Origin of the sequence: Amycolatopsis sp. NPDC049688, assembly GCF_040674975.1 — a bacterium.
Lineage (GTDB): Bacteria > Actinomycetota > Actinomycetes > Mycobacteriales > Pseudonocardiaceae > Amycolatopsis.
Genome location: NZ_JBFANY010000013.1, coordinates 121,512 through 142,339 on the forward strand (window position 1 = coordinate 121,512; position 20,828 = coordinate 142,339).

18 protein-coding genes are annotated in these 20,828 nt (G+C 72.3%); 8 read left to right on the forward strand and 10 right to left on the reverse strand.

Annotated elements, in window-relative coordinates; genetic code table 11:
* The first annotated feature begins 50 nt into the window (after positions 1–50).
* Positions 51–803 carry a trypsin-like peptidase domain-containing protein gene (locus AB0J55_RS32965; RefSeq protein WP_364257396.1) on the forward strand — a complete coding sequence of 251 codons (753 nt, stop codon included), beginning with the start codon at positions 51–53 and terminating at the stop codon, positions 801–803.
* Positions 804–866: 63 nt separating this feature from the next.
* Here the strand turns inward: AB0J55_RS32965 and AB0J55_RS32970 are convergent, their stop codons facing one another.
* Together AB0J55_RS32970 and AB0J55_RS32975 are read right to left on the reverse strand one after the other, a co-directional pair.
* Positions 867–1,694, reverse strand: a complete 828-nt coding sequence (locus AB0J55_RS32970; protein WP_364257740.1) for a DUF11 domain-containing protein — start codon at positions 1,692–1,694, stop codon at positions 867–869.
* Between the two features lie 175 nt (positions 1,695–1,869).
* The gene (locus tag AB0J55_RS32975) at positions 1,870–2,511 is read right to left on the reverse strand and encodes a helix-turn-helix domain-containing protein (protein WP_364257399.1); all 642 of its coding nucleotides are present in this window, start codon (positions 2,509–2,511) and stop codon (positions 1,870–1,872) included.
* A gap of 85 nt (positions 2,512–2,596) precedes the next feature.
* On the opposite strand from AB0J55_RS32975, the gene AB0J55_RS32980 reads away from it, so the two are divergent.
* From AB0J55_RS32980 to AB0J55_RS32995, 4 genes are all read left to right on the forward strand, one after another.
* Positions 2,597–4,294 carry a TIGR03086 family metal-binding protein gene (locus AB0J55_RS32980; RefSeq protein WP_364257402.1) on the forward strand — a complete coding sequence of 566 codons (1,698 nt, stop codon included), beginning with the start codon at positions 2,597–2,599 and terminating at the stop codon, positions 4,292–4,294.
* A gap of 1,175 nt (positions 4,295–5,469) precedes the next feature.
* Complete coding sequence (locus AB0J55_RS32985) at positions 5,470–6,048, forward strand: TetR family transcriptional regulator C-terminal domain-containing protein (protein ID WP_364257405.1); 579 nt, start codon at positions 5,470–5,472, stop codon at positions 6,046–6,048.
* A gap of 20 nt (positions 6,049–6,068) precedes the next feature.
* Complete coding sequence (locus tag AB0J55_RS32990) at positions 6,069–7,241, forward strand: Glu/Leu/Phe/Val dehydrogenase dimerization domain-containing protein (protein ID WP_364257408.1); 1,173 nt, start codon at positions 6,069–6,071, stop codon at positions 7,239–7,241.
* A gap of 36 nt (positions 7,242–7,277) precedes the next feature.
* Positions 7,278–8,300 (forward strand): LLM class flavin-dependent oxidoreductase, encoded by a 1,023-nt coding sequence (locus AB0J55_RS32995; RefSeq protein WP_364257411.1) that lies wholly within the window; start codon positions 7,278–7,280, stop codon positions 8,298–8,300.
* Here the strand turns inward: AB0J55_RS32995 and kstD are convergent.
* Positions 8,297–10,021, reverse strand: a complete 1,725-nt coding sequence (gene kstD / locus AB0J55_RS33000; RefSeq protein ID WP_364257414.1) for a 3-oxosteroid 1-dehydrogenase — start codon at positions 10,019–10,021, stop codon at positions 8,297–8,299. The two genes, AB0J55_RS32995 and kstD, sit on opposite strands and share 4 nt — an antisense overlap.
* Before the next feature lie 228 nt (positions 10,022–10,249).
* Here kstD and AB0J55_RS33005 point away from each other — a divergent pair, with 228 nt between their 5' ends.
* Positions 10,250–10,963, forward strand: coding sequence for an SDR family NAD(P)-dependent oxidoreductase (locus tag AB0J55_RS33005; RefSeq protein ID WP_364257417.1), 714 nt, complete (start codon positions 10,250–10,252; stop codon positions 10,961–10,963).
* On the opposite strand, the gene AB0J55_RS33010 is transcribed toward AB0J55_RS33005, so the two are convergent.
* Positions 10,960–12,222, reverse strand: a complete 1,263-nt coding sequence (locus AB0J55_RS33010; protein ID WP_364257420.1) for a 6-phospho-beta-glucosidase — start codon at positions 12,220–12,222, stop codon at positions 10,960–10,962. The two genes, AB0J55_RS33005 and AB0J55_RS33010, sit on opposite strands and share 4 nt — an antisense overlap.
* A 120-nt stretch (positions 12,223–12,342) precedes the next feature.
* Here AB0J55_RS33010 and AB0J55_RS33015 point away from each other — a divergent pair, with 120 nt between their 5' ends.
* A complete protein-coding gene (locus AB0J55_RS33015) occupies positions 12,343–13,368 on the forward strand; it encodes a carbohydrate kinase family protein (protein WP_364257423.1) in 1,026 nt (341 codons plus the stop codon).
* Positions 13,369–13,400: 32 nt separating this feature from the next.
* Here AB0J55_RS33015 and AB0J55_RS33020 read toward each other — a convergent pair whose 3' ends face one another.
* Positions 13,401–15,452: a PQQ-dependent sugar dehydrogenase gene (locus AB0J55_RS33020; protein ID WP_364257426.1), complete on the reverse strand. Its 2,052-nt coding sequence runs from the start codon at positions 15,450–15,452 to the stop codon at positions 13,401–13,403.
* 67 nt (positions 15,453–15,519) lie between these two features.
* A complete protein-coding gene (locus tag AB0J55_RS33025) occupies positions 15,520–16,380 on the reverse strand; it encodes an alpha/beta hydrolase (RefSeq protein ID WP_364257429.1) in 861 nt (286 codons plus the stop codon).
* Between the two features lie 96 nt (positions 16,381–16,476).
* On the opposite strand from AB0J55_RS33025, the gene AB0J55_RS33030 reads away from it, so the two are divergent.
* On the forward strand, positions 16,477–17,019 hold the full coding sequence (locus AB0J55_RS33030) for a CGNR zinc finger domain-containing protein (RefSeq protein WP_364257432.1): 543 nt from the start codon (positions 16,477–16,479) through the stop codon (positions 17,017–17,019).
* Between the two features lie 133 nt (positions 17,020–17,152).
* Here AB0J55_RS33030 and AB0J55_RS33035 read toward each other — a convergent pair whose 3' ends face one another.
* The 4 genes from AB0J55_RS33035 to AB0J55_RS33050 form a co-directional block, all read right to left on the reverse strand.
* Positions 17,153–17,908, reverse strand: a complete 756-nt coding sequence (locus AB0J55_RS33035) for an SDR family oxidoreductase (protein WP_364257435.1) — start codon at positions 17,906–17,908, stop codon at positions 17,153–17,155.
* A 52-nt stretch (positions 17,909–17,960) separates the two neighbouring features.
* Positions 17,961–18,794: a hypothetical protein gene (locus AB0J55_RS33040; protein ID WP_364257438.1), complete on the reverse strand. Its 834-nt coding sequence runs from the start codon at positions 18,792–18,794 to the stop codon at positions 17,961–17,963.
* Between the two features lie 9 nt (positions 18,795–18,803).
* Entirely contained in the window at positions 18,804–20,003 is a 1,200-nt protein-coding gene (locus tag AB0J55_RS33045; protein WP_364257441.1) for a cytochrome P450, read from the reverse strand.
* A gap of 88 nt (positions 20,004–20,091) precedes the next feature.
* Positions 20,092–20,823, reverse strand: coding sequence for an SDR family oxidoreductase (locus AB0J55_RS33050; protein ID WP_364257443.1), 732 nt, complete (start codon positions 20,821–20,823; stop codon positions 20,092–20,094).
* Positions 20,824–20,828: the final 5 nt, after the last annotated feature.

Consider the following 20,828-nt stretch of genomic DNA (forward strand, 5'->3'; position numbering starts at 1 on the left):
ATCCGGCTCCGCACGCTGCGGAACCGGCCGCGCTGTGGTGATCTGAGTGGGTGGCGATCAAGTTCCTCCGGCCCGCCCTGACGGCCGCGGCGACCCTGCTGGTCCTCGGGACCGGCCTGGTCGTCGGCACCGACACGACCGCCGACGACGCCTACGCCGCGGGCGCGCCGGTCGCTGCTCCCGCTTCGCCGGCTGCCCCCGCCGCTCCGGCGAAACCCGCGGCTTCGGCGGTGGGCGCGTTGTTCGCGGACGGCAGCCACTTCTGCAGCGCGAGCGTGGTGCACTCCACCGCCGGCGACCTCGTCCTGACCGCCGCGCACTGCGTCAAGGACGGCATGAGCTTCGCCCCGGGCTACCACGACGGCGTCGCGCCCTTCGGGATGTGGACCGTGACCTCGGCGGCCGTCGCCGACGGCTGGACGACCTCGGCCGACCCGGATCTGGATTTCGCGTTCCTCACCGTCCGGCAGCCCGGCAATTCCGCTTCGCTGGAAAGCCTCACCGGCGCGAACGTGCTCGGCACGAACCGCGGATTCGTCCACCGGATCACCCTCACGGGCTACCCCGACACGAGCGATTCCCCGGTGGTTTGCGTGGGCGACACCACGCAGTCCGACACGTACCAGCAACGGGTGGCGTGCCCCGGTTTCCCCGACGGAACCAGCGGCGGGCCGTGGGTGACCGGCGGCGCGGTCATCGGCGTGATCGGCGGTTTCGAGCTCGGCGGCGACACGCCGGACGTTTCCTACAGCGCGTATTTCGACGACGACATCGAAAAGCTCTACGCGTCGGTGACCGGCTGAAAACGCGAACCGGGCCCGCGTCCCTGGCGGAGGACACGAGCCCGGTTCACCTCTCGCGAACCCTCAGCAGGTCACGATGAGCCCGGTGAGCGCCGAGCACGTCTTCGACGCGCTGTCGTTGGCGGAGTTGGGATCCGACGGCGAGCTCGCCGTCCGCACCGCCGTCGCGGTGTACGAACCGAGCGCGAGCAGGCCACCGTTCACGGAGAACTTCGGCGTCGCGGAGGCGCCACTGGCCAGCGAAGCGACGTCACAGTTCACGGTCCGGGTGCCGGCGACGTGCACGCAGCCGGAGCCGCTGCCGAACGACAGGCCGGCGGGATACGTGGCCACGACCCGGATCCCGGTCGCCGCGGACGGCCCGGTGTTCGTCACGGTCACCGTGTAGTCGATGCGCGCGTTCAGCCCGCCGTGCCCGGTGGCACCCAGCGCGACCTTGACGTCGGCCTGCGTGGCCGGCTCGGCGATGGTGATCACCGGGCCGTCGAGGATGTCGAAGGCGTAGTTGTCGCCGACGAACTGGTGCTGCAGCGTGAACTGCCCCGGCGCCGCGGTGTCCTTGACGTGCAGCGTCCACACCGTGGTCCGCGTGCCGCCCGCCTCGAGGTCGCCGAACGCGGCCCGGTAACTGCTCCCGGCCTGGAAGCAGCCGACCGCCGTGGTGTTGGTGCAGGACACGACGTCGACGACGTCGGTGATCGCGGTCGGGGTGCCGTAAAGGGCGCCCTTCGCGAAAGTCACCGTGAAATCGGTGGGGTTGTGAATGGTTTGCGTGACCGTGAAATTCTGGCCCGGCAGCACGGTGGCCGGGCTGACTTCGACGGAACTGGTGGGGGTGTCCGCCTGCGCGGCGGGTGCGATTGCGATGAACGCCGTGGCCAGGGCGGCCACCGAGGACAGGATCGTGGTTCTTCGCCAGCTTCGCTGCATAGTCGTCATCTCGCTGTTCCGGTCCGGGGAATTCCGCTCTGACAGATCTTTCGTGGTCTTGGGGGACACCGACGCTGATCAGTCGTCGCGCTCGGAGAATTCGTTACCGCCAACCGGACGCGCCCGGACACCGCCGTCAGGAGGGACGCCAGCGGCCGTTCATCTCACCCGGGCGCGGCGGCGGGCCCGGCAGATCGGGGCCGTGCGCCGACAACCCCTCGACGAGCAGCGCGAGGTACCGCCGGCGCAGCTGCGCGGTCCGCTCCTCGTCGTCGACGCGGATGGCGGCGCAGCACTCGAGGATCATGCCGATGTCCTCGGTGACGGCGTCCGGGCGCAGGCGCCCGGTTTCGCGCGCGCGCTCGACCAGCTTCTGCGTCAGCTCCCCCGCCCGCTGCGCGTCCCGGCCCATCTCGGGCGTCGGGGTGAACGTGCCGGCGAGGTGGACGGTCAGCGAGTGCACGTCGAGGTCGACGACCCGGCTGAGGAACCCGGTCAGCGCCGCCCAGCCGTCCGGCTCCTCCGCGGCGACCTCGGCCTCGCCGATGTACATCAGGAGCCCGTCGTGGCAGATGTGGCGGAGCAGGACCTCCTTGCTCGGGTACCGGCGGTAGAGCGCGCTGATCCCCACCCCCGCGCGCTCGGCGACCTGCGAGATCGGCGCCTTCGGATCACCGAGGAAGACATGGCGGGCGGCGTCGAGGATGAGGACGTTGTTGCGGGCGGCCTGGCCTCGGCGGCCGGGCAGGGCGGTCTCGGGCGTGGCTGTCTCGCGCATCCGCCGAGATTATCACTGGAACGGATCATTCCGGTCTGGTACAGTTCGGAACGAATCATTCCGTTCCCGTCCGAAGGAGCCAGTCATGACGGTCCCCGCCCTCCGCCCGTTCCGCGCCGAGGTCCCGCAGCCCGCCCTCGACGACCTGCAGAACCGCCTGCGCGGGGCGCTGTGGCCGGACGACCTGCCGGCGGAGTACGGCGTCACGAACGAGCGGGTCCGCGCGCTGGCGGAGTACTGGCTGGAGAAATTCGACTGGCGGGCGTTCGAGGCGCGGCTCAACGCGTACCCGCAGTTCCTGACGGAGATCGACGGCGAGACCATCCACTTCCTGCACGTCCGGTCGTCCCGGCCGGACGCGACCCCGCTGGTGCTGACGCACGGCTGGCCGGGCTCGATCGCGGAGTACCTCGACGTGATCGGGCCGCTGACCGAGCCGGAGTCGGCCACCGAGCCGGCGTTCCACCTGGTCATCCCGTCCCTGCCGGGCTTCGGCTTCTCGGGGCCGACCCGGACGGCCGGCTGGGGCACGCACCGCACGGCGGCGGCGTGGGCCGAGCTGATGAGCCGCCTCGGCTACGAGTCGTACGGCGCGGCGGGCAACGACGCGGGGTCGATGATCTCGCCGGAGATCGGCAGGCTCGCGCCGGAGAAGGTCGTCGGCGTGCACGTCACACAGCTGTTCTCGTTCCCGTCGGGCGACCCGGCGGAGATGGCGGACCTGAGCGAGGCCGACCAGGCGGCGCTGGCGCACCTGCAGTGGTTCTACGAGAACATGTTCTCGTTCAACACGCTGCACAGCCAGCAGCCGCACACGCTGGCGTTCGCGCTGGCGGACTCCCCGCTGGGCCTGCTGGCGTGGAACGCGCAGCTGTTCGGCGAGCACCTCGACCCGGAGTTCGTGCTGGCGAACGTGGCGCTGTACTGGCTGACCCGGACCGGAGGTTCATCGATCCGCTTCTACTACGAAGACGCCCACACGAAGACGCACCCGGAGGGCCCGACCACGGTCCCGACGGCCCTGGCCATGTTCGCGGGCGACTTCCAGTCGATCAGGCGTTTCGCCGAGCGAGACCACGCGAACATCGTGAGCTGGAACGCGTACAACGTCCCAACGGGTTCGGGCGGCCCCCGCGACGCGGCGGGCCACTACGCGGCCCACGAGGCCCCGGAGGTCCTGGTGACGGACATCCGCCGGTTCTTCGCGGGGTTGACATCGTGGCCGATCCTGGCCGCGGCCCACGAGGCCCTGCGCTCGGCGGTGGCGGGGGTACGGGACTGGTCGGTCCCGACCCCGTGCGCGGAATGGAACGCAACCCAGGTCCTCCAGCACGCAGCAGGCGACCAACTGGGCTACGCGGCCGCCATCACCGGTTCGAACGGCCCGGACTTCAACCCGTTCGCCCCGTCGGGCGAACTGAAGGGTTCCCCGGAGGCATTCCTGGAGCCGACGTTGTCGGCCGCGGCGTCGGCGTTCGGGAAGGTGGCGCGCAACGCAGAGGAGGTCCCGACGCCGTTGCCCCAGGGCGCGCTCCCGGCGGCGGTGGCGGCGGGCGCGGCAGCGTTGGACGCAGCGGTCCACGCGTGGGACATCGCGGTGGCAACGGGGCAGGCGTCACCGCTGACGCGGGAGCTGGCGGAGGAGTTGTTGCCGGTGGCGAGGCAACTGGTGGAGCCCCTGCGCGGCTTCGCTTACGCACCGGAGCTGGAGGCGGCGGATGATGGGGATGTTGTGGCGACGCTGCTGCGGTACCTGGGGCGCGATCCGGAGTGGACTGCTTGAGGAAGGTTTCGCGGGGGGCGCGGTGGTGAGGTTCCCCCGGGGGGTTGGGGGTGGGGGTTGGTTTGGTGGGGCGGGGAGTTGGAGGCCGCAGGGCCGTGAGGCCCGGAGGGCCGCGAGGCCGGAAGGCCAGGCCGCGGGCCCGGAAGGCCGGAGGGGCCGAGGGCCGGGAGGGCCCGAGCGACCCGGCAGGCCGCGAGGCCGCAGGACCGCGAGGCCGCAGGACCGCGAGGCCGCAGGCCACGGGCAGGCCCAAGCGACCTGGCAGGCCGGGAGGAGCGGACTGGTCAGAGGGCCGGAGGCTCCGCGGGCCAGAGGGCCGGCGGGGTCGGCGGGTCGGAGGCTCCGCGGGCCGGAGGACCGGCGGGCCTGGGCTCGGAGGGGCCGAGGCATGGCAGGCCCGGTAGAGCCCGAGCGACCCAGCAGACCGAGAGGAGCGGAAGGAGTCAGAGGGCAGAAGGGCCGCAGAATCCCAGACCGGAGGGCCCGAGCGACCCGCAGGCCCGGAGGCTGGATAGGGCCGCGGGCCAAAGGAGTCAGCAAGCCCGGGAGAGTCCGAGCCGCGTGCGAGGGCCGGAGGGCCGAAGGCCCGAGCGATCCGACAGGCCCCGAGACCCCAGGAGGACCGAAGGGACCGGGAAGGCCGAGAGGGCAGGAGCTTCGCGAGACCCGTGGTCCGGAGGGCCGGAGGACCCCGCGGGCTTGGAAGGGCCCGAGACCCGCGGACCGGAAAGCGGGGAGGCCCGGCACCGGAAGGCCGGGAGCGCTGGAGGGGCCGGAAGGGCCGGAGGCCCAGGAGTCCCAAGGCTCCAGGAGGCCCCGGGCCAGGAGAACCCGAGCGGCCCATGAGGCCCGAAGGCCCGGAGCGCCGGGAGAGCCCGTGATCCGGGAAGGCCCGGGAAGCCTAGGAGCACAGGCGGGGCCCGGATGCTCAGCGGACCGGGAGCCACCCACCCGAATGTCCCTGCCCGAACCGGCATCCACACCAGCCGATACCCGTGCCCACCGCAGCCAGATCCCGGCAGCCCACCACCCCAAGGCACCGGATCACACGAAATGCGATCACCACCCACCTCGCGCCCCAACCAACTTCCCCCGCTCCTGACCACCCACACAGCCCAGGAACCCACATTCGGCGCCTCCCGCCGCAGCCGACCGGTCGGTACGGTGGCCGGATGATGCGCAAGGCGGTGGCCGTGCGGCGGGAAGAAATTGTCACCGCCGCGCTCGCGCAGATTCGTGTCCGGGGGATCTCCGGGGTCCGGGCCGCCGATGTCGCCCACGCTCTCGATGTCAGCGCCGCGCTCGTCTTCTACCACTTCGGGACTCTCGAAACCCTCGTCATCGAAGCCTTCCGGCAGGCCGCCGAGGACGAACTCGGGAAGCTGGACGCCGAGCTCCGCAAAGGCGGCCCCGCCGACCAGCGGCTTCGCTCCGTTCTCGCCCTGTACGGGCCGTCGGCACACGACAACTGGCCCCTGTGGATCGAAGCCGGCGCTGCCGCGATGCGGGACTCCGCTCTGCGGGCCGTTCTGCAGCGGCTCGATCTGCAGTGGCGGGATGCCGTGGTCGCGCTCATCGGGGAAGGGGTCGGGGCCGGGCTCTTCCGGTGTCCCGATCCGCGCGGGGCCGCCTGGCGGCTGACCGCTCTGCTCGATGGGCTCGCCGTTCAGGTCGTGGCGCGGGAAGGGACCGTCACCGCCGGGGACTGCGATCGGTGGGTGGCGCAGGCGATGGCGCATGAGCTCGGATGTTGACCGGGGGATCAGGAGGGGCGATGACCGACACAGCCTTGCTCGAAGTGGCGTGGACCGACCCGGTCACCGGGTGCCGCGGCTACCTGGTGATCGACCGGCTCGTGCGGGGCGTGGCCAGCGGGGGCCTGCGGATGCGGCGCGGCTGCTCGCTTTTCGAAGTCCGCGGCCTCGCCAGGGGCATGACCCTCAAGGAGGGCCTCAACTACGACCCCGACGGCCGCTACGTCCCCCTCGGCGGCGCCAAGGGCGGCATCGACTTCGACCCCTACGACGACCGCGCCCGGGACGTCGTCGCCCGGTACCTGCACGCCATGCGGCCGCTCATCGAACAGTACTGGACCATGGGCGAGGACCTCGGCCTGCGGCAGGACGTCATCGACGGCGTCATCGCCGAAATCGGGCTGCTCAGCCCCGTGCAGGCGATCTACCCGCTCCTCGACGACCGCGAAGCCGCGACCGCGCGGCTGGCGGACGCCTGCCGGATCGAGGTCGGCGGGCTCGGGCTCGACGAGCTCGTCGGCGGCCTCGGTGTCGCCCAGGCCACCCTGAGCGGGCTCGAAATGCTCGGCCTCGAAAACCAGCCGAACCGCGTCGTGCTCCAGGGCTTCGGGGCGATGGGGGGCGCCACCGCGCGGTTCCTCGCCGACGCCGGGCTGCTCGTCGTCGGCGTCTCGGACGTCCGCGGAGTCGTCGCCAACCCCGACGGCCTCGACGTCGAGAACCTGCTGCGGCACCGCGACCGCTTCGGCGGTATCGACCGCGACAACCTCAAACCCGGCGACGAACTCCTGCCACCGGAAGCCTGGCTGGACGTGCCGGCCGAGGTGCTCGTGCCGGCCGCGATCTCCTACTGCGTCGACGCCGACAACCAGGCCAAGATCGGCGCGAAACTCATCGTCGAGGCCGCGAACCTGCCCGTCACGCCGGACGCCGAAGAGCTCCTCGACGCGCGCGGCATCCGCGTGGTGCCGGACTTCGTCGCCAACTCGGCCACCAACTCCTGGTGGTGGTGGACGCTGTTCGGCGACGTCGGCGCGGACGCCGAGGAAGCCTTCGGCAAGGTCCGCGCCCGGATGCGCGCCCTGGTGACCAGGATGTTCGAGGTCGCCACCCTCGACGGCCTCAGCCTGCGCGCCGCCGCGCTGCAGTTGTCGGAGAAAAACCTCGAGGCCATCCAGGCCCGGTTCGGGTGAGGGAACGAATCGGCCCCCGAGATAGTTGAACGTTGTATGAAACTTGGCATCTACAGCTTCGGCGACCGCGCGCCGGACCCGCGCACCGGCGAACAACCCACCGTCGCGCAGACGCTGGCCAACACCCTCGAGCGGATCAAGCTCGCCGACGAGCTGGGCCTCGGCTTCTACGGCCTCGGCGAGCACCACCTCGACCAGTACGCCATCTCCAACCCGGGCACCGTGCTGGCCGCCGCCGCGAGCGTCACGAACCAGATCACCCTGAGCTCCGCCGTCACCGTGCTGAGCACCGAGGACCCGGTCCGCCTCTACCAGCAGTTCACCACGCTCGACCAGCTCAGCCAGGGCCGCGCCGAGCTGCTCGCCGGGCGCGGGTCGTTCACCGAGTCGTTCCCGCTGTTCGGCAACGACCTCGGCGACTACGACGAGCTCTTCGAGGAGAAGCTCGCGCTGCTCCTGCGCATCGACCGCGAAGACCCGCTGACCTGGTCCGGCAAGTTCCGCCCGCCGCTGGAGAACGCGCGGATCCTGCCCCGGCCGTACGGCAGGCGCCTGCGCATCTCGGTCGGCACCGGCGGCAACCCGGAGTCGTCGATCCGGGCCGGCCTGCTCGGCCTGCCGGTGGTCTACGCGGTGATCGGCGGGCAGCCCGAGCGCTTCGCCCCGCTGGTCGACCTCTACCGCCAGGCCGGCGAAGCGGGAGAACAACAGGACCTGCACGTCACCATGGGCGCGATCGGCTTCATCGCCGAGAAGTCCCAGGACGCCAAGGAAACCTTCTACTCGTACTGGCTCGAAACGATGAAGTACGGCGCCCGCGCCCGCGGCTGGGCGGTCCCGACGCGCGCGGAGTACGACGAGTACACCCGCGACGCGAACGCGCTGTTCGTCGGCAGCCCGCAGGAGATCGCCGAACGGCTGATCGCGGTCGGCAAGCTCACCGGCGCGGACCGGTACGCGATGCAGATGGACTGGTCCGGCGTCCCGCACGCCGAGGTCATGCGGGCCATCGAACTGCTCGGCACCGAGGTGCTCCCGCTGGTGGAAAAGGAGTTCTAGACGTCGTTGCCGGCGATGTAGCCGAACGTCATCGCCGGGCCGATGGTCGAGCCCGCGCCGGCGTAGCTGTGGCCCATCACCGCCGCGCTCGCGTTGCCCGCCGCGTACAGCCCCGGGATCACCGAACCGTCCGGGCGGAGCACCCGCGCGCGGGCGTCCGTGCGCATGCCGCCCTTTGTGCCGAGGTCGCCGGGGACGAGCCGCAGCGCGTAGTACGGCGCCGCCCACAGGGGCGCCAGGCAGGAGTTCGGCGTCACCGACGGGTCCGTGTAGTAGTGGTCGTACGCGCTCGCGCCCCGCCGGAACTCGGTGTCGACGCCGGAGCGGGCGAACCCGTTGAAGCGGTCCACAGTGGACTTGAGCGCGGCGGACGGCACGCCGATCTGCGTGGCGAGGCCCTGGATCGTCGACGCCTTGAACACCGCGCCGGCGGTGTACCAGGCGTCCGGGAACGGCAGCAGGGGCGCGATGTCGCGGAAGAGGTACCGGTTGCGGTAGTTCTGGTCGACGATCAGCCACGCCGGGATGTCCGGCGCCGCCGGGTTCTTGTCGTACATCGTGTGCACGACGTCGCTGTAGGGTGCGGCTTCGTTGACGAACCGCTCGCCGGCCTGGTTCACGATCAGCCCGCCGGGGAGGGTCCGCTCGGCCAGGCAGAAGTACGGGTCACCCGGGGTCGGAATGGCCGGGCCCCACCACGCGTCGTCCATCAGGTCGAGGGCAGCGCCCGCGCGCTGGCCGGCGCGGTGGCCGTCGCCGGTGTTCTCCTTCGCGCCGACCGTCCAGTCGGTGCCGATCGGCTGCCGCTGGTACTGCGCGCGCATCGCCGCGTTGTGCTCGAACCCGCCCGAGCCGACGATGACGCCGCGCCGCGCCCGCACCAGCCCGTTCGGGGTCAGAACCCCGGTGACCGCGCCGTTTTCGACGTTCAGGTCGACGAGCGGGGTGTTCAGCAACACCGGGACGTTCGCCCGCATCAGACCCACGCGCAGGCCGGCGGCGAGCGACTGCCCCATGGTGAGCGGCTTCTGCCCGGCCACCGCGGCGGCGGTACCGCGGGCGAGGCATTCGGCGGCGACCGCGGCGCCCTTGGCGTTCACCAGGGCGAGGTTCAGCCACTTGTAGTCGGCGCTGAACACGACGAGCCCGGGCGGGGTCGCCAGGTACGGCGGGTTGAGGTTCGCCAGCTCGGCGCCCAGCAGGTTCCCGTCGAACTGGTCCGGTTCGATCGACCGCCCGTTCGGCAGGCCGCCCGGGAGCTCCGGGTAGTAGTCGCTGTAGCCGTCCATGAACCGGAACCGCAGCGGGCTGTTCGCCAGGACGAACGAGATCATCGCCGGGCCGTTGCGCAGGAACGCCTCCTGCCGCGCGGCCGGGACGTCCGGGCCGACGACGGCAGCGAGGTACTGCGCCGCCTTCGCGGGCGTGTCCGGCACCCCGGCGGCTAGCAGCACCTGGTTGTTGGGGATCCAGATACCGGCGCCGGACCGGGCCGCGGACCCGCCGAACGTCGGCGCCTTCTCGAGGACGACGACGCTCAGCCCGCGCTTGGCCGCCGTCAGCGCCGCGGTCATGCCCGCCGCGCCGGAGCCGACCACGACGACGTCGTACTCCCCCAGCGGCGCCGCCGCGGCCGGGGTCACCAGGCCGGCCGTCACGACGAGGCCGACCCCGGCGGCACTGCCGCGGAGCAGCTGGCGGCGGGTCAGGTCGGCATCCATGGCGGCTCCTCGCTCGCGGAAACGGCGAGGGCCATGGTCGCCGCAGCGCCGCGAAACTGGAACAGGTTCTACCCGAGTGGAGCAGCCGCGGACCGCCCCGCTCGGCCGGTGGCGCCAACCGGACGCGGCATTCGGCCCTCCCGTGTGGACACACCGACAAAGTTGACGGTGGTCTCAACTTATGGCTAAGTTGAGAGCAACCTCAAATTATCTGACGAAGGAGTTCCCGTGCCGAAAGTGCTCGCCGTCCTGGGTGTCGGCCCCGGGCTCGGCCTGTCGATCGCCCGCCGCTTCGGCCGCGAAGGCTTCACGACGGCGCTGGTGTCCCGCAGCGACGCCCGGCATGCGACGTACCGCGAGTCGCTCGCCGGGATCGACGCCCGCACGTACACCGCCGACGTGACCGACGAGGCCCAGCTCCACGCCGTCCTCGCCCGCATCACCGCCGACGCCGGCGAGATCGACACGGTGTACTTCGGGCCGGCCGACGCCACGTCCGGTCCGGGCATCACCCCCCTCACCGAGGCCGGCGCCGACGTGCTGCGCGCGGCGATCGAGTCCTTCGTGCTCCCGGCGGCGAGGCTCACCGAAGCCGTGCTGCCGGCCATGCTGGCGCGCGGCTCGGGTTCCCTGCTCTTCGCCGGCGGCCTGAGCGGCAAGTACCCGATGCCGATGCTGGGGAGCCTCGCCCCGGCGTCGGCGGCGCTGCGCATGTACGTGCTGACGCTGCACGCGGCTCTGCGCGAAAAGGGCGTCTACGCCGGGATCCTGACCATCGGCGGTCTCATCGAGCGCGGGGACATCCACCGCGTGTTCACCGCGCAGGACCACGGCTTCACGCCGGGAACGCTCGACCCGGACGACATCGCCGAGCAGGCGTGGTCGCTGTACACCGAACGGGACCGGGCCGAAGCGGAGTTCAACGCGATGGCCGTGGTCTAGCGGAGGTAAGCGAGTTCCGGATGCCCGGCGGCGTACGCAGCCAGCAGCCGCCGCGCGACCGAGACCGAATCCACCAGCGGGTGCAACGCGAACGCCCGCAACGCCGCCGCCCGCGAACTCGTCGTCGCCGCTTCGATCGTCGCCCGCTCGACCGCCTTCACCGCTGTCGCCAGGCCCAGTGCGTGGTCCGGCAGCGGCGCCGTCGCGATCGGGTGGGCGCCGTTCGTGTCGACCACGCACGGCACCTCGACGACCGCGTCGGCCGGCAGGCCCGGGAGCGCCGAACCGTTGCGGACGTTGAGGATCAGCGTCGTTCGCTCGCCGTACGCGATCGCCCGCATCAGGGCCAGCGCGATCTTCTCGTACCCGCCGCCCTCGAGGTCGTCTCGCTCGCGCGTCTCGGCCATGTACGTCGCTTCACGCTCCAGGCGCGTACGCTCCCAGGACTCCAGCGAAGGTTCCGCGTAGAAACCACGTTGCTGCTCCAGCAGGAACGCCCCGCGTGACGCCGAACCCGCGGCCTCGCGGGCGAAGTAGTAATAGTGCAGGTACTCGTTCGGTACCGAGCCGAGGGCACGCAGCCAGTCCGCGCCGAACAGCGCTCCCTCCTCGAACGACCCGCACGCCACCGGGTCGGCGAGCAGCCGCGGCAGGACGTCGGCGCCGCCGACCTCGACCGCGCGGAGCCAGCCCAGGTGGTTGAGCCCGGCGTAGTCGAACCGCGCCGTCACCGGGTCGACGCCGAGGGTGCGGGCGACCCGGCGGCACAGCCCCGCCGGCGAATCGCAGATGCCGATCACCCGGCCGCCGAGGTGCTCGGCCATCGCCTCGGTGACCATCCCGGCCGGGTTGGTGAAGTTGATGACCCACGCCCGCGGCGCCAGCTCGCCGATCGTCCGGGCGAGGCGGACCGCGACCGGGACCGTCCGGAGCCCGTAGGCGATCCCGCCCGCGCCGACGGTTTCCTGGCCCAGCACGCCTTCCGCGTGCGCGATCTGCTCGTCCAGCCGCCGCCCGGCCAGCCCGCCGACCCGGATGGCCGAGAACACGAAGTCCACATCGGACAGGGCGGTGGCCAGGTCGGTCGTCGTGCGCACCCGGGGACCCGTGCCCTGCTCGGCCAGGACCCGCTCGATCGCGGCGAGGCGGCCGGCGTCGACGTCGTGCAGGACGAGCTCGGTGACGCCGCCGCCGTCCAGCAACGCGCCGTGCACGAGCGGCACGCGGAACCCGCCGCCGCCGAGGATCGCCAGCCGCATCCGCCGACCCTAGCAGCCGTCAGCACGCAATCCGCGGCCCGAACGGCGCAGCTCTTGCGGATCTCGCGCCGCTGACGCAGGCTCGGGCCGACCGCCCGAGTGATCGACGTGGAGGCGCCCGTGCCGGCTGAGCCCACCCCCGAAGTCGACGTCTTCCTGTCCGGCCTGCTGTTCTTCGACCTGGTGTTCACCGGGCTCGAACACCCGCCGGCACCGGGCACGGAGGTGTGGACGGGCGGCATGGGCTCGGGGCCGGGCGGGATCGCGAACTTCGCGGTCGCACTCAGCCGCCTCGGCCTGCGGACGTCGCTGGCGGCGGCGTTCGGCACCGACGTCTACGGGCGCTACTGCTGGGACGTGCTGGCCCGCCAGGAGCACATCGACCTCTCGCGGTCGCGGCGGTTCCCGGAGTGGCATTCGCCGGTGACGGTGTCGCTGGCCTACGCCGGCGACCGCGCGATGGTCACCCACGGCCACCCGCCGCCCGTCCCGGTCGCCGAACTGGCCGGCTCCCCGCCCCCGAGCCGGGCGACGGTCGCGCACATCGGCCTCGACACCGCCGACTGGGTCCACACGGCGCACCAGGCGGGCAGCCTGGTCTTCGCCGACGTCGGCTGGGACCCGTCCGAAGCCTGGTCCGCGGCGCTGCTGGAGCAGCTGGCATGCTGCCACGCGTTCCTGCCGAACGAGGTCGAAGCGATGCGCTACACCCGCACGGACACGCCCGAGGCGGCGCTGGCGCGGCTCGCGGAGCTGGTCCCGATCGCGGTGATCACCCGCGGCGGCGACGGCGTGCTGGCCGTCGACGAAACCACCGGCGAGACGGCGGCGGTCCCCGCGCTCCCGGTGGACGTGCTGGACGCCACCGGGGCGGGTGACGTCTTCGGCGCGGGTTTCGTGGCCGCGACACTGACGGGCTGGCCGCTGGTCGAGCGCCTCCGTTTCGCCTGCCTGACGGCGAGCCTGTCGGTCCAGCACTTCGGCGGCGCGCTGGCGGCCCCCGGCTGGCACGAAATCGCCCAGTGGCACGCGCGGACGCGCAGCCCGGAGTACGCGTTCCTGGACGAGGTCCTGCCGTCGGAAACGGTGGCCGGGATCCGCCGCGGCCCGGTGACCCTCGGCTTCGGCGACGACACCTGGCGCTGACCGGGACCGGGCCGGTCCCGGTCAGCGCGGCCTCACGCCACCGAGACCCGCAGGATCTTGTTGTGGCTGTTGTGCGGTGTGCTGTCCTTGTCGCCGTCCACGCTGGTCGCCAGCCACATCTGGCCGTCGGGCGCCGGCTCGACCGTGCGCAGCCTGCCGTACGTGCCGTTGAAGAACGTCTGGAAGTTCGTCAGCGAGCTGCCGCTGATCACCGCGCGGTACAGCCGCGTCCCGCGTTGGCAAGCCACGTACAGCGCGTCGTGGATGATCGTGATGCCGCTGCACGAGCCCTGCGCGACCGGGTACGTCTTCTTCGGCGCGATGAAGCCGTCACACGAACCCGACGTCCCCTCGCACGACGGCCAGCCGTAGTTGCCGCCCTTCACGATCAGGTTCGTCTCGTCCATGATGCTGTTGCCGAACTCCTGCTCCCACAGCCTGCCCTGCGAGTCGAACGCCAGGCCCTGGACGTTGCGGTGGCCGTAGCTCCAGACCGCGTTGTGGAACGGGTTGTCGGCCGGGATCGAGCCGTCCGGGCTGATCCGCAGCACCTTTCCGTTGAGGCTGCTGGTGTTCGGGGCGTTGCTGCTGTTCTGCGCGTCGCCGGTGCCCGCGAACAGGTACCTGCCGTCCGGGCTGAACCGCAGCCGGCCGCCGTTGTGGAACTTGTTGCGCGCGATGCCGGTCAGCAGGATCTGCTCGGTGCTCGTGGTCAGCGAGTCGCCGGCCGGGTCGTACTTGATCCGCACGATCCGGTTGTCGTTCGGCGAGGTGTGCATGAGGTAGAGCCAGTGGTCCGAGGCGAACGAAACCGGGTTGATCTCCAGCCCGGTCAGGCCGCCCTCGCCGTCGGTGCTCTGCACGTTCGGCACGGTGCCGATCGTCTTCTTCGCCCCGGTCTTCGGGTTCAGGTGGACGATGTCGTGCGCGTCGCGCTGGTTGTAGAGGATCGTGCCGTCGGGCAGGGTCACCAGGCCCCACACGACGTCGTCGTCGGTGCCGACCTGGGTGGCGCCGCAGACGCCCTGCGACGGCGTGCAGCTCGACCCGCCGGTGGTCGTGACGTCCAGGACCGGCGTGCTCGGGTCGCTCAGGTTGGCGTTCGCGTCGATCGCCCGCACCTGCAGGTGGTAGGCGGTGTTCGGAGTCAGGCCGCCGAGCGTGGTGCTCGTCGTGTCGGACGTCCCGATCTGCGTGCCGGAGTTGTAGATCCGGTAGCCGGCGACACCCACCTCGTCGGCCGAGGCGGTCCACGCCAGGCCGATCGACGTGCTGTTGACCGCGGTCGTGTGCACGTTCGACGGCGCGGACGGCGGCGTGTGGTCGTCGGACGGCGGCGTCTTCACGATCAGGGTGCCGCTGGCCTGCGACACGTTCCCGGCGGCGTCGCGCGCGTTGACGTAGAAGCCGTAGCTGCCGTTCGGGCCGAGGTTGCCGCAGGTCGCCGTGAGGTCGCCGGTCGTGCTCGCGCAGAGCTGGCCGTCGCGGTAGACGTCGTAGCCCGTGACGCCGACGTCGTCGGTGGCGGCGGTCCAGGCGATGGTCGCGCTGGTGGGGGTCACCCCGGCGAGGGTCGGCGTGCCGGGCGGCGACGGCGGCCGGACGTCCCCGCCCGAGCCGTAGACGCCGAACTCCTGCAGCGAATAGCCCTTCGAGCTGTCGGTGCGGCAGCGTTTGGTGCCGTACACCCGGACGTACCGGCCGGTGCCGTCCAGCGAGGTCAGGTCTTCGACGCCGCCCTTGCCCGCGGTGGTCGCGTAGATCTTCGTCCACGTGACGTGGTCGGCGGAGGTGTCGATTTCGTAGGCGGTGGCGCAGGAAGCGTCCCACTGCAGCCGGACCCGGCTGACGTGCACGGCCGCGCCGAGGTCGACGTAAATCCACTGTGGATCGACGCCGGCCGCGCTCGCCCAGCGGGTCGCCGAGTCGCCGTCGACCGCGTTCGCCGCCGGGCAGCACCCGCCCGACGACGAGGCCGTGACCGGTTTCCCCTGTGACAGCAGGGGATCCGCGGCCACCGCCGGGGTGATCGTCGCGGCGACGAGGGCGAGCACGATCGCCCCCGCCCGGATGAGTCGGCTCATACCGTCCTCCATGGCTGATGACGACGGCGGAGGTCGGACCGACCCTACGAGCGCGCCGGTCCGATGGTCAACGGGCGTCCCGGTCAACGGGCAGGACCCGCCCGAGGAAGCCCCGGATGTACCCGGCGATCGTGTCCGAATGGGTTTCCAGCGCGAAATGTCCGGAGTCCAGCAGGTGGATCTCGGCGTCGGGCAGGTCGCGGGCGTAGGCGCGGGCGCCATCGGCGACGAAGATCTCGTCGTTGCCACCCCAGACGGCCAGCAGCGGGACCTGGCTGGCCCGGAAATACTCGTGGAACTTCGGGTACAGGCCGATGTTGTGGTGGTAGTCGGCCAGCAGCGCCTGCTGGATGGCCGCGGCACCGGGGCGGTCGAGCAGGGCCTGGTCGTGGATCCAGACGTCCGGGCTGACCAGGGTGGGGTCGGGCACGCCGTCGAGGTACTGCGCCTTGGTGGCCTCGAGGGTGACCATGCCGCGCAGGTCCTCCTCGGTGAGCGTGCCGGCGGCGAGCTTCTGCGGCAGCCCGGCGCCCAGGCCCTCGACGTAGGCGTTGCCGTTCTGGGTGACGATCGCCGTCACCCGGCCGGGGTGGGCGGCGGCGATCCGCAGGCCCACGGGCGCGCCGAAGTCCTGGATGTAGAGCGCGAAGCGGCCGACGCCGATCTGGTCGAGCAGGCCGCGGGTGAGGTCGGCGAGCGCGTCGAAGGTGTAGGTGAACTCGCTGGTGGGCGGCGCGTCGGAAGCGCCGGCGCCGAGGTAGTCGGGGGCGACGACGTGGTAGCGGTCGGCCAGGAGCGGGATCAGGTGGCGGAACATGTGCGAGCTCGTCGGGAAGCCGTGGAGCAGCACGATGGTGGGCGCGTCGGTGGGGCCGGCCTCCCGGTAGAAGAGCCGATGCCCGGCGATGGTGGCGTAGCGGTGGTGCATGTTTTCTCCTCTCATGGTTACTTGGCCATTTATCCATGAGACGCGGTAGGCTGTCAACGGTCGGGGACACTGGAGACCGGATTCCGGGAGGCGAAGGTGGTCACAGCGGCACCGGGCGAGGACCGATCGCCGGCATTGGCGCTGGTCAACACGTGGCGGCTGACGGCGGGCGGGCAGGTGGACGACCTGGCCACCCCCGAGTCGGCGGCCGCGTGGCTGGGGGTGGCGGAGGCGGAGCTGGGTCGCTTGACGGACCTGCGCACGGCGGTCCGCGAGCTGCTGGGAGCGTTGGCGGAGGGCCGGGTACCGGCGCCGGACGCGGTGGAGTCGGTGAACGCGGCGGCCCGCGCGGACGCGGCGGCCCCGCAGCTGACGTGGGGCGAAGGGCCGGTGCGGTCGTGGCGCAGCACCCGGCCGGGGAGTTTCGACGCGGCATTGGCGGCTTTGGCGCGCGACGCGATCGATGTGGTGAGCGGGGAACTCGGGCTTTTGGTGCGGCCGTGCGAGGCGCACGGGTGCGTGCGGTACTTCCTGCGCGAGCACGCCCGCCGCCGCTGGTGCTCGACGACGTGCGGCGACCGCGTCCGGGCGGCGCGGCACCAGCGGCTGGTGGTCGAGCAGCGCGAGGGCTCGCGGTAACGCTCCCCCGCCCCCGCACGCCTCGGCCACCGCCGCTGCGCAGCCGAGCGACGCGAGGGACCCACCCATGCGCCCCAATGTGGCGTTCGGTGCGTCCAGCGCACCCCAACGCCACATTGGGGCGCCGGCCGCGTCAGTCGACCAGTGCGCCGCAGCTGATGTTCACCGTCGCCGCCGTCATCGTGCGGGCGCGGTCCGAAGCCACGAACGCCGCCACCGCGCCCACGTCCGCCAGCGTGGCCGCGCGGCCCAGCATCGTCTTGCCCGCGATGTTCTCCTCCAGCTCCGCGCGGCCCGGGAAGTCCGGAGGCAGCGTCTCCGGCACCCCGCCCGTCCGGAGCGTCACCGTGCGGATCCCGTGCGGGCCCAGCTCGGCCGCCAGCTGGCGGCGCATCGCCTCGAGCGCGTGGAACGCCACCTGCAGCCCGCCGACCGCGAACTCGCGGACCGGGTCGGCCGCGCCGCCGAAGAACAGGATCGCCCCGGACCGCCGGCCGATCATGTGGCGGGCCGCCGCGCGGGCGGTCAGGAACTGGGTGCGCACCGCCGTCAGCACCGGACGCTCGTAGTCCGCGAGCGCCATCTCCACCAGCGGCGTGCCCTGGACGTCGCCGTGGGCGATGAGGTTGACCGAGACGTCGACACCACCCTCGGCGGCGACCGCGCCGGCGTGCTCGTCCACCGCCCGTTCGTCGAGGGCGTCGACCTCCGCCGTCTCGGCCAGGCCGCCGGTGGCGCGGATGCGGGCGGCCACCTCGTCCAGGCGCCCGCGCGTGCGGCCGGCGAGGAACACCCGCGCGCCTTCCCCGGCGAACGCGGTGGCCACCGCCGCGCCGATCCGCCCGCCCCCGCCGTAGACGATCGCGTTCTTGCCTTCGAGCAACGTCATGGAACCTCCCGTGGTCACCCCTGCGTCGAACGGGAGCGCCCGGAATCGACGGCTACGGGCGGGAGACCCCCATCGGGTTCGGCACCGGCACCAGACCCACGTCGATCACGGCCCGGCTGAGCGGCTCCGCCAGCTCCAGCAGGCGGTCGAGCTCGCCGCCCAGGGCCTCCACCGGCGCCGCCGCCAGGCGGTCCGTGTCCTCCTCGAGGCGACGGCGCACCGCCGTTCCGGACTCCGTCAGGCGGCCGCCGGCGTCGAGGAGCCCGCGGGCGCGTAGGCGCCCGGCTGCGGCCGTCCAGTCCTCGGCCGACCAGCCACGATGGGGTTCGATGTCCGCTTGCCCGATCACTCCGTCACCGATGTGGGTGAGGGTGGTCTCCAGGCCGCCGAGGCCGGCGTGGACCGCGGCGAGGACGTGCCCGTCGCCGCGGTGCTCACGCAGGACCGTCGCCGCCAGCCACAGCCGGGCGAGCGGGTCCGCGGGCTCCGGCACCGCCGCCCAGGCCGCGGCCAGCGGGCGGCCGTCGAACCGGCACGCGCCCGCCGCCCGCTCCAGGAGGGTGACCAGATCCTCGTGCCCGTCGCCCAGCACCCGCCGCAGCGCCGCCGACACCGCCGCCAGGCGAGACGCGACGACGTCCTCGGGCGAGGCGAACGTCCACGCGTCCGGCAGGGCCCGCGCCACCATGCCCGGCGCGAAGCCGAACAGCACCGCCGTCGCCGGCCCGGGGCCGATCGGGCCGAGCGGAGCCAGCCGTCCCGTGAAGTACCCCATCCAGTAGCCGCGCAAGCCGACGGCCTTCGCCGCTTCGGCCGTCTCGGGCGCGAAGTAGACGACGGCGTGCAACGGTTCCACGGCCGCCCAGAGCCGGCGTGCGATGCTCACCGGCTCACATTAACCCCAGGCCACGGGCAGCTCCCGGACCCCGTACACCAGCGTGTTGTGCTTGTACACCAACGTCTCCCGGGGTACCGCCAGCCGCAGCCCCGGCACCCGCCGGAACAGGCGCGTCAACGCCTCCTGCAGCTCCACCCGCGCCAGCTGCTGCCCGATGCACTGGTGCGCCCCGAACCCGAACGCCACGTGCGTCCGCGGCGACTCGCGGCCGAAGTCGAGCTCGTCCGCGCGCGGGAACACCTCCTCGTCGCGGTTGGCCGAATTCAGCGCCGCCACGAGCCACTCCCCGGCGCGCACCTCCCGCGTCCCGACCCGGGTGTCCGCGGTCGCGTACCGCAGCACCCCGAACTGCACCACCGACAGGTACCGCAGCAGCTCTTCGACAGCCCGCTCCGGCGCCGCGAGCACGGCGTCCCGCCCCTCGGGGTGCTCCAGCAGCACCAGGGTGCTCAGCGCGATCATGTTCGCCGTCGTCTCGTGGCCGGCCACCAGCAGGCTGAGGCCGAGCACGACCAGCTCCTCCATCGTCAGCGGGTCGCCGGCACCGCGGGAAATCAGCCTGCTGAACAGATCCTCCTGCGGATTCCGCTGTTTGCCGGTGAACAATTCCGCCAGGTACCCGGAAAGCTCGTCGTAGGCCCGCTGGTTCTCCTCGCGCGTGGCGTCGGTGCTGACCAGCGTCGTGCTCTGCGTCTGGAACCGGGACCGGTCCGCGTACGGGACGCCGAGCAGTTCGCAGATCACCAGCGACGGGATCGGCAACGCGAAGTCCGCCACCAGATCCGCCCGGCCCGGCTTCGCGAGCATCGCGTCGAGGTGGCTTTCCACCAGGTCACGGACGTACGCGCGCATCGCTTCGACGCGCCGCACGGTGAACTCGGCGATCACCTTCTTCCGCAGCCGCGAGTGCGCGGCGCCGTCGAGCTGGATGATCGAGCCGGGGCTGACCTCCTCGTCGAGGTCGGCGTCCGGGTTCACGTGCACCGACGACGCGCCGCGCGAGCTCATCGTGCGGTCGGCGAGCACCGCGCGGACGTCGGCGTAGCGCGTCACCAGGTGCGCGTCCATCCCCGCCGGGCACCGCACCGTCGACGTCGGCGCGGTTTCCCGGCGGGTGGCGTAGTCCTCGGGCGGGTCGAACGGGCAGCCGGCCGGTCGGGTCGTCGGGAGGGCCGGGGTTGCGGGTGCTGCCGTCACGGCGGATCACACTCTCTCTTCCGGTGGTCTGGACACTTCCACCTTGGAGACGACCGCGGCACTGCGCCGCCCCTTCGACCCGGATGGCCTAGCGGGCGCCGTACGCGCCGCCGTTCACGGCGACGACCTGGCCGGTGAGGTGCCCGGCACCCGGCTCGGCGAGGAACCGGACCGCGTCCGCGACCTCCTCCGGGCGGCCGGCGCGCCGGTTGAACGCCACGGAGATCCGGGATTCCAGCCATTCGTCGGTCAGCGTGCCGTGGAAGAACTCCGTGTCGAGGACGACGCCGGGCGCCACGACGTTCGCCGTCCCCCCGGCCGGGCCGAGCTGGCGCGCGAGGTCGGTGTTCCACGCCTCGATCGCCGCCTTGGCCGCGCCGTACGAGCCGGAACCCTGCTTCGCCGCGATGGAGCCGAGCGTCACGACACGCACGTTGTCCGCGAAGCGCGGCTTCAGCGCCGCGGTGACGAGCACGGCGGAGATGACGTTGGCGTCGAAGTTCGCCCGCCACGCGTCGGCGAGGCCCGCCAGGTCGCCGGGGGCGGGTGCCTCCCGGACCCGGTCGGTGTTGCCGCCGGCGTTGTTGACCAGGACGTCGACGCGCCCGGGCAGCTCGGCCAGTGCCGCCTGCACGGCCGCCGGGTCGCTCGCGTCGAAGGCCACCGCCCGCGCGCCGATCTTCTCCGCCGCCGCTTCGAGGACGTCCTTGCGGCGGCCGGTGACGGTGACCCGCTCGCCCGCCGCCGTGAACCGGGCGGCAATCGCCAGCCCGATGCCCGTGCCGCCCCCGGTCACCACGATTTCCCGCTGTTCGCTCATGCCGC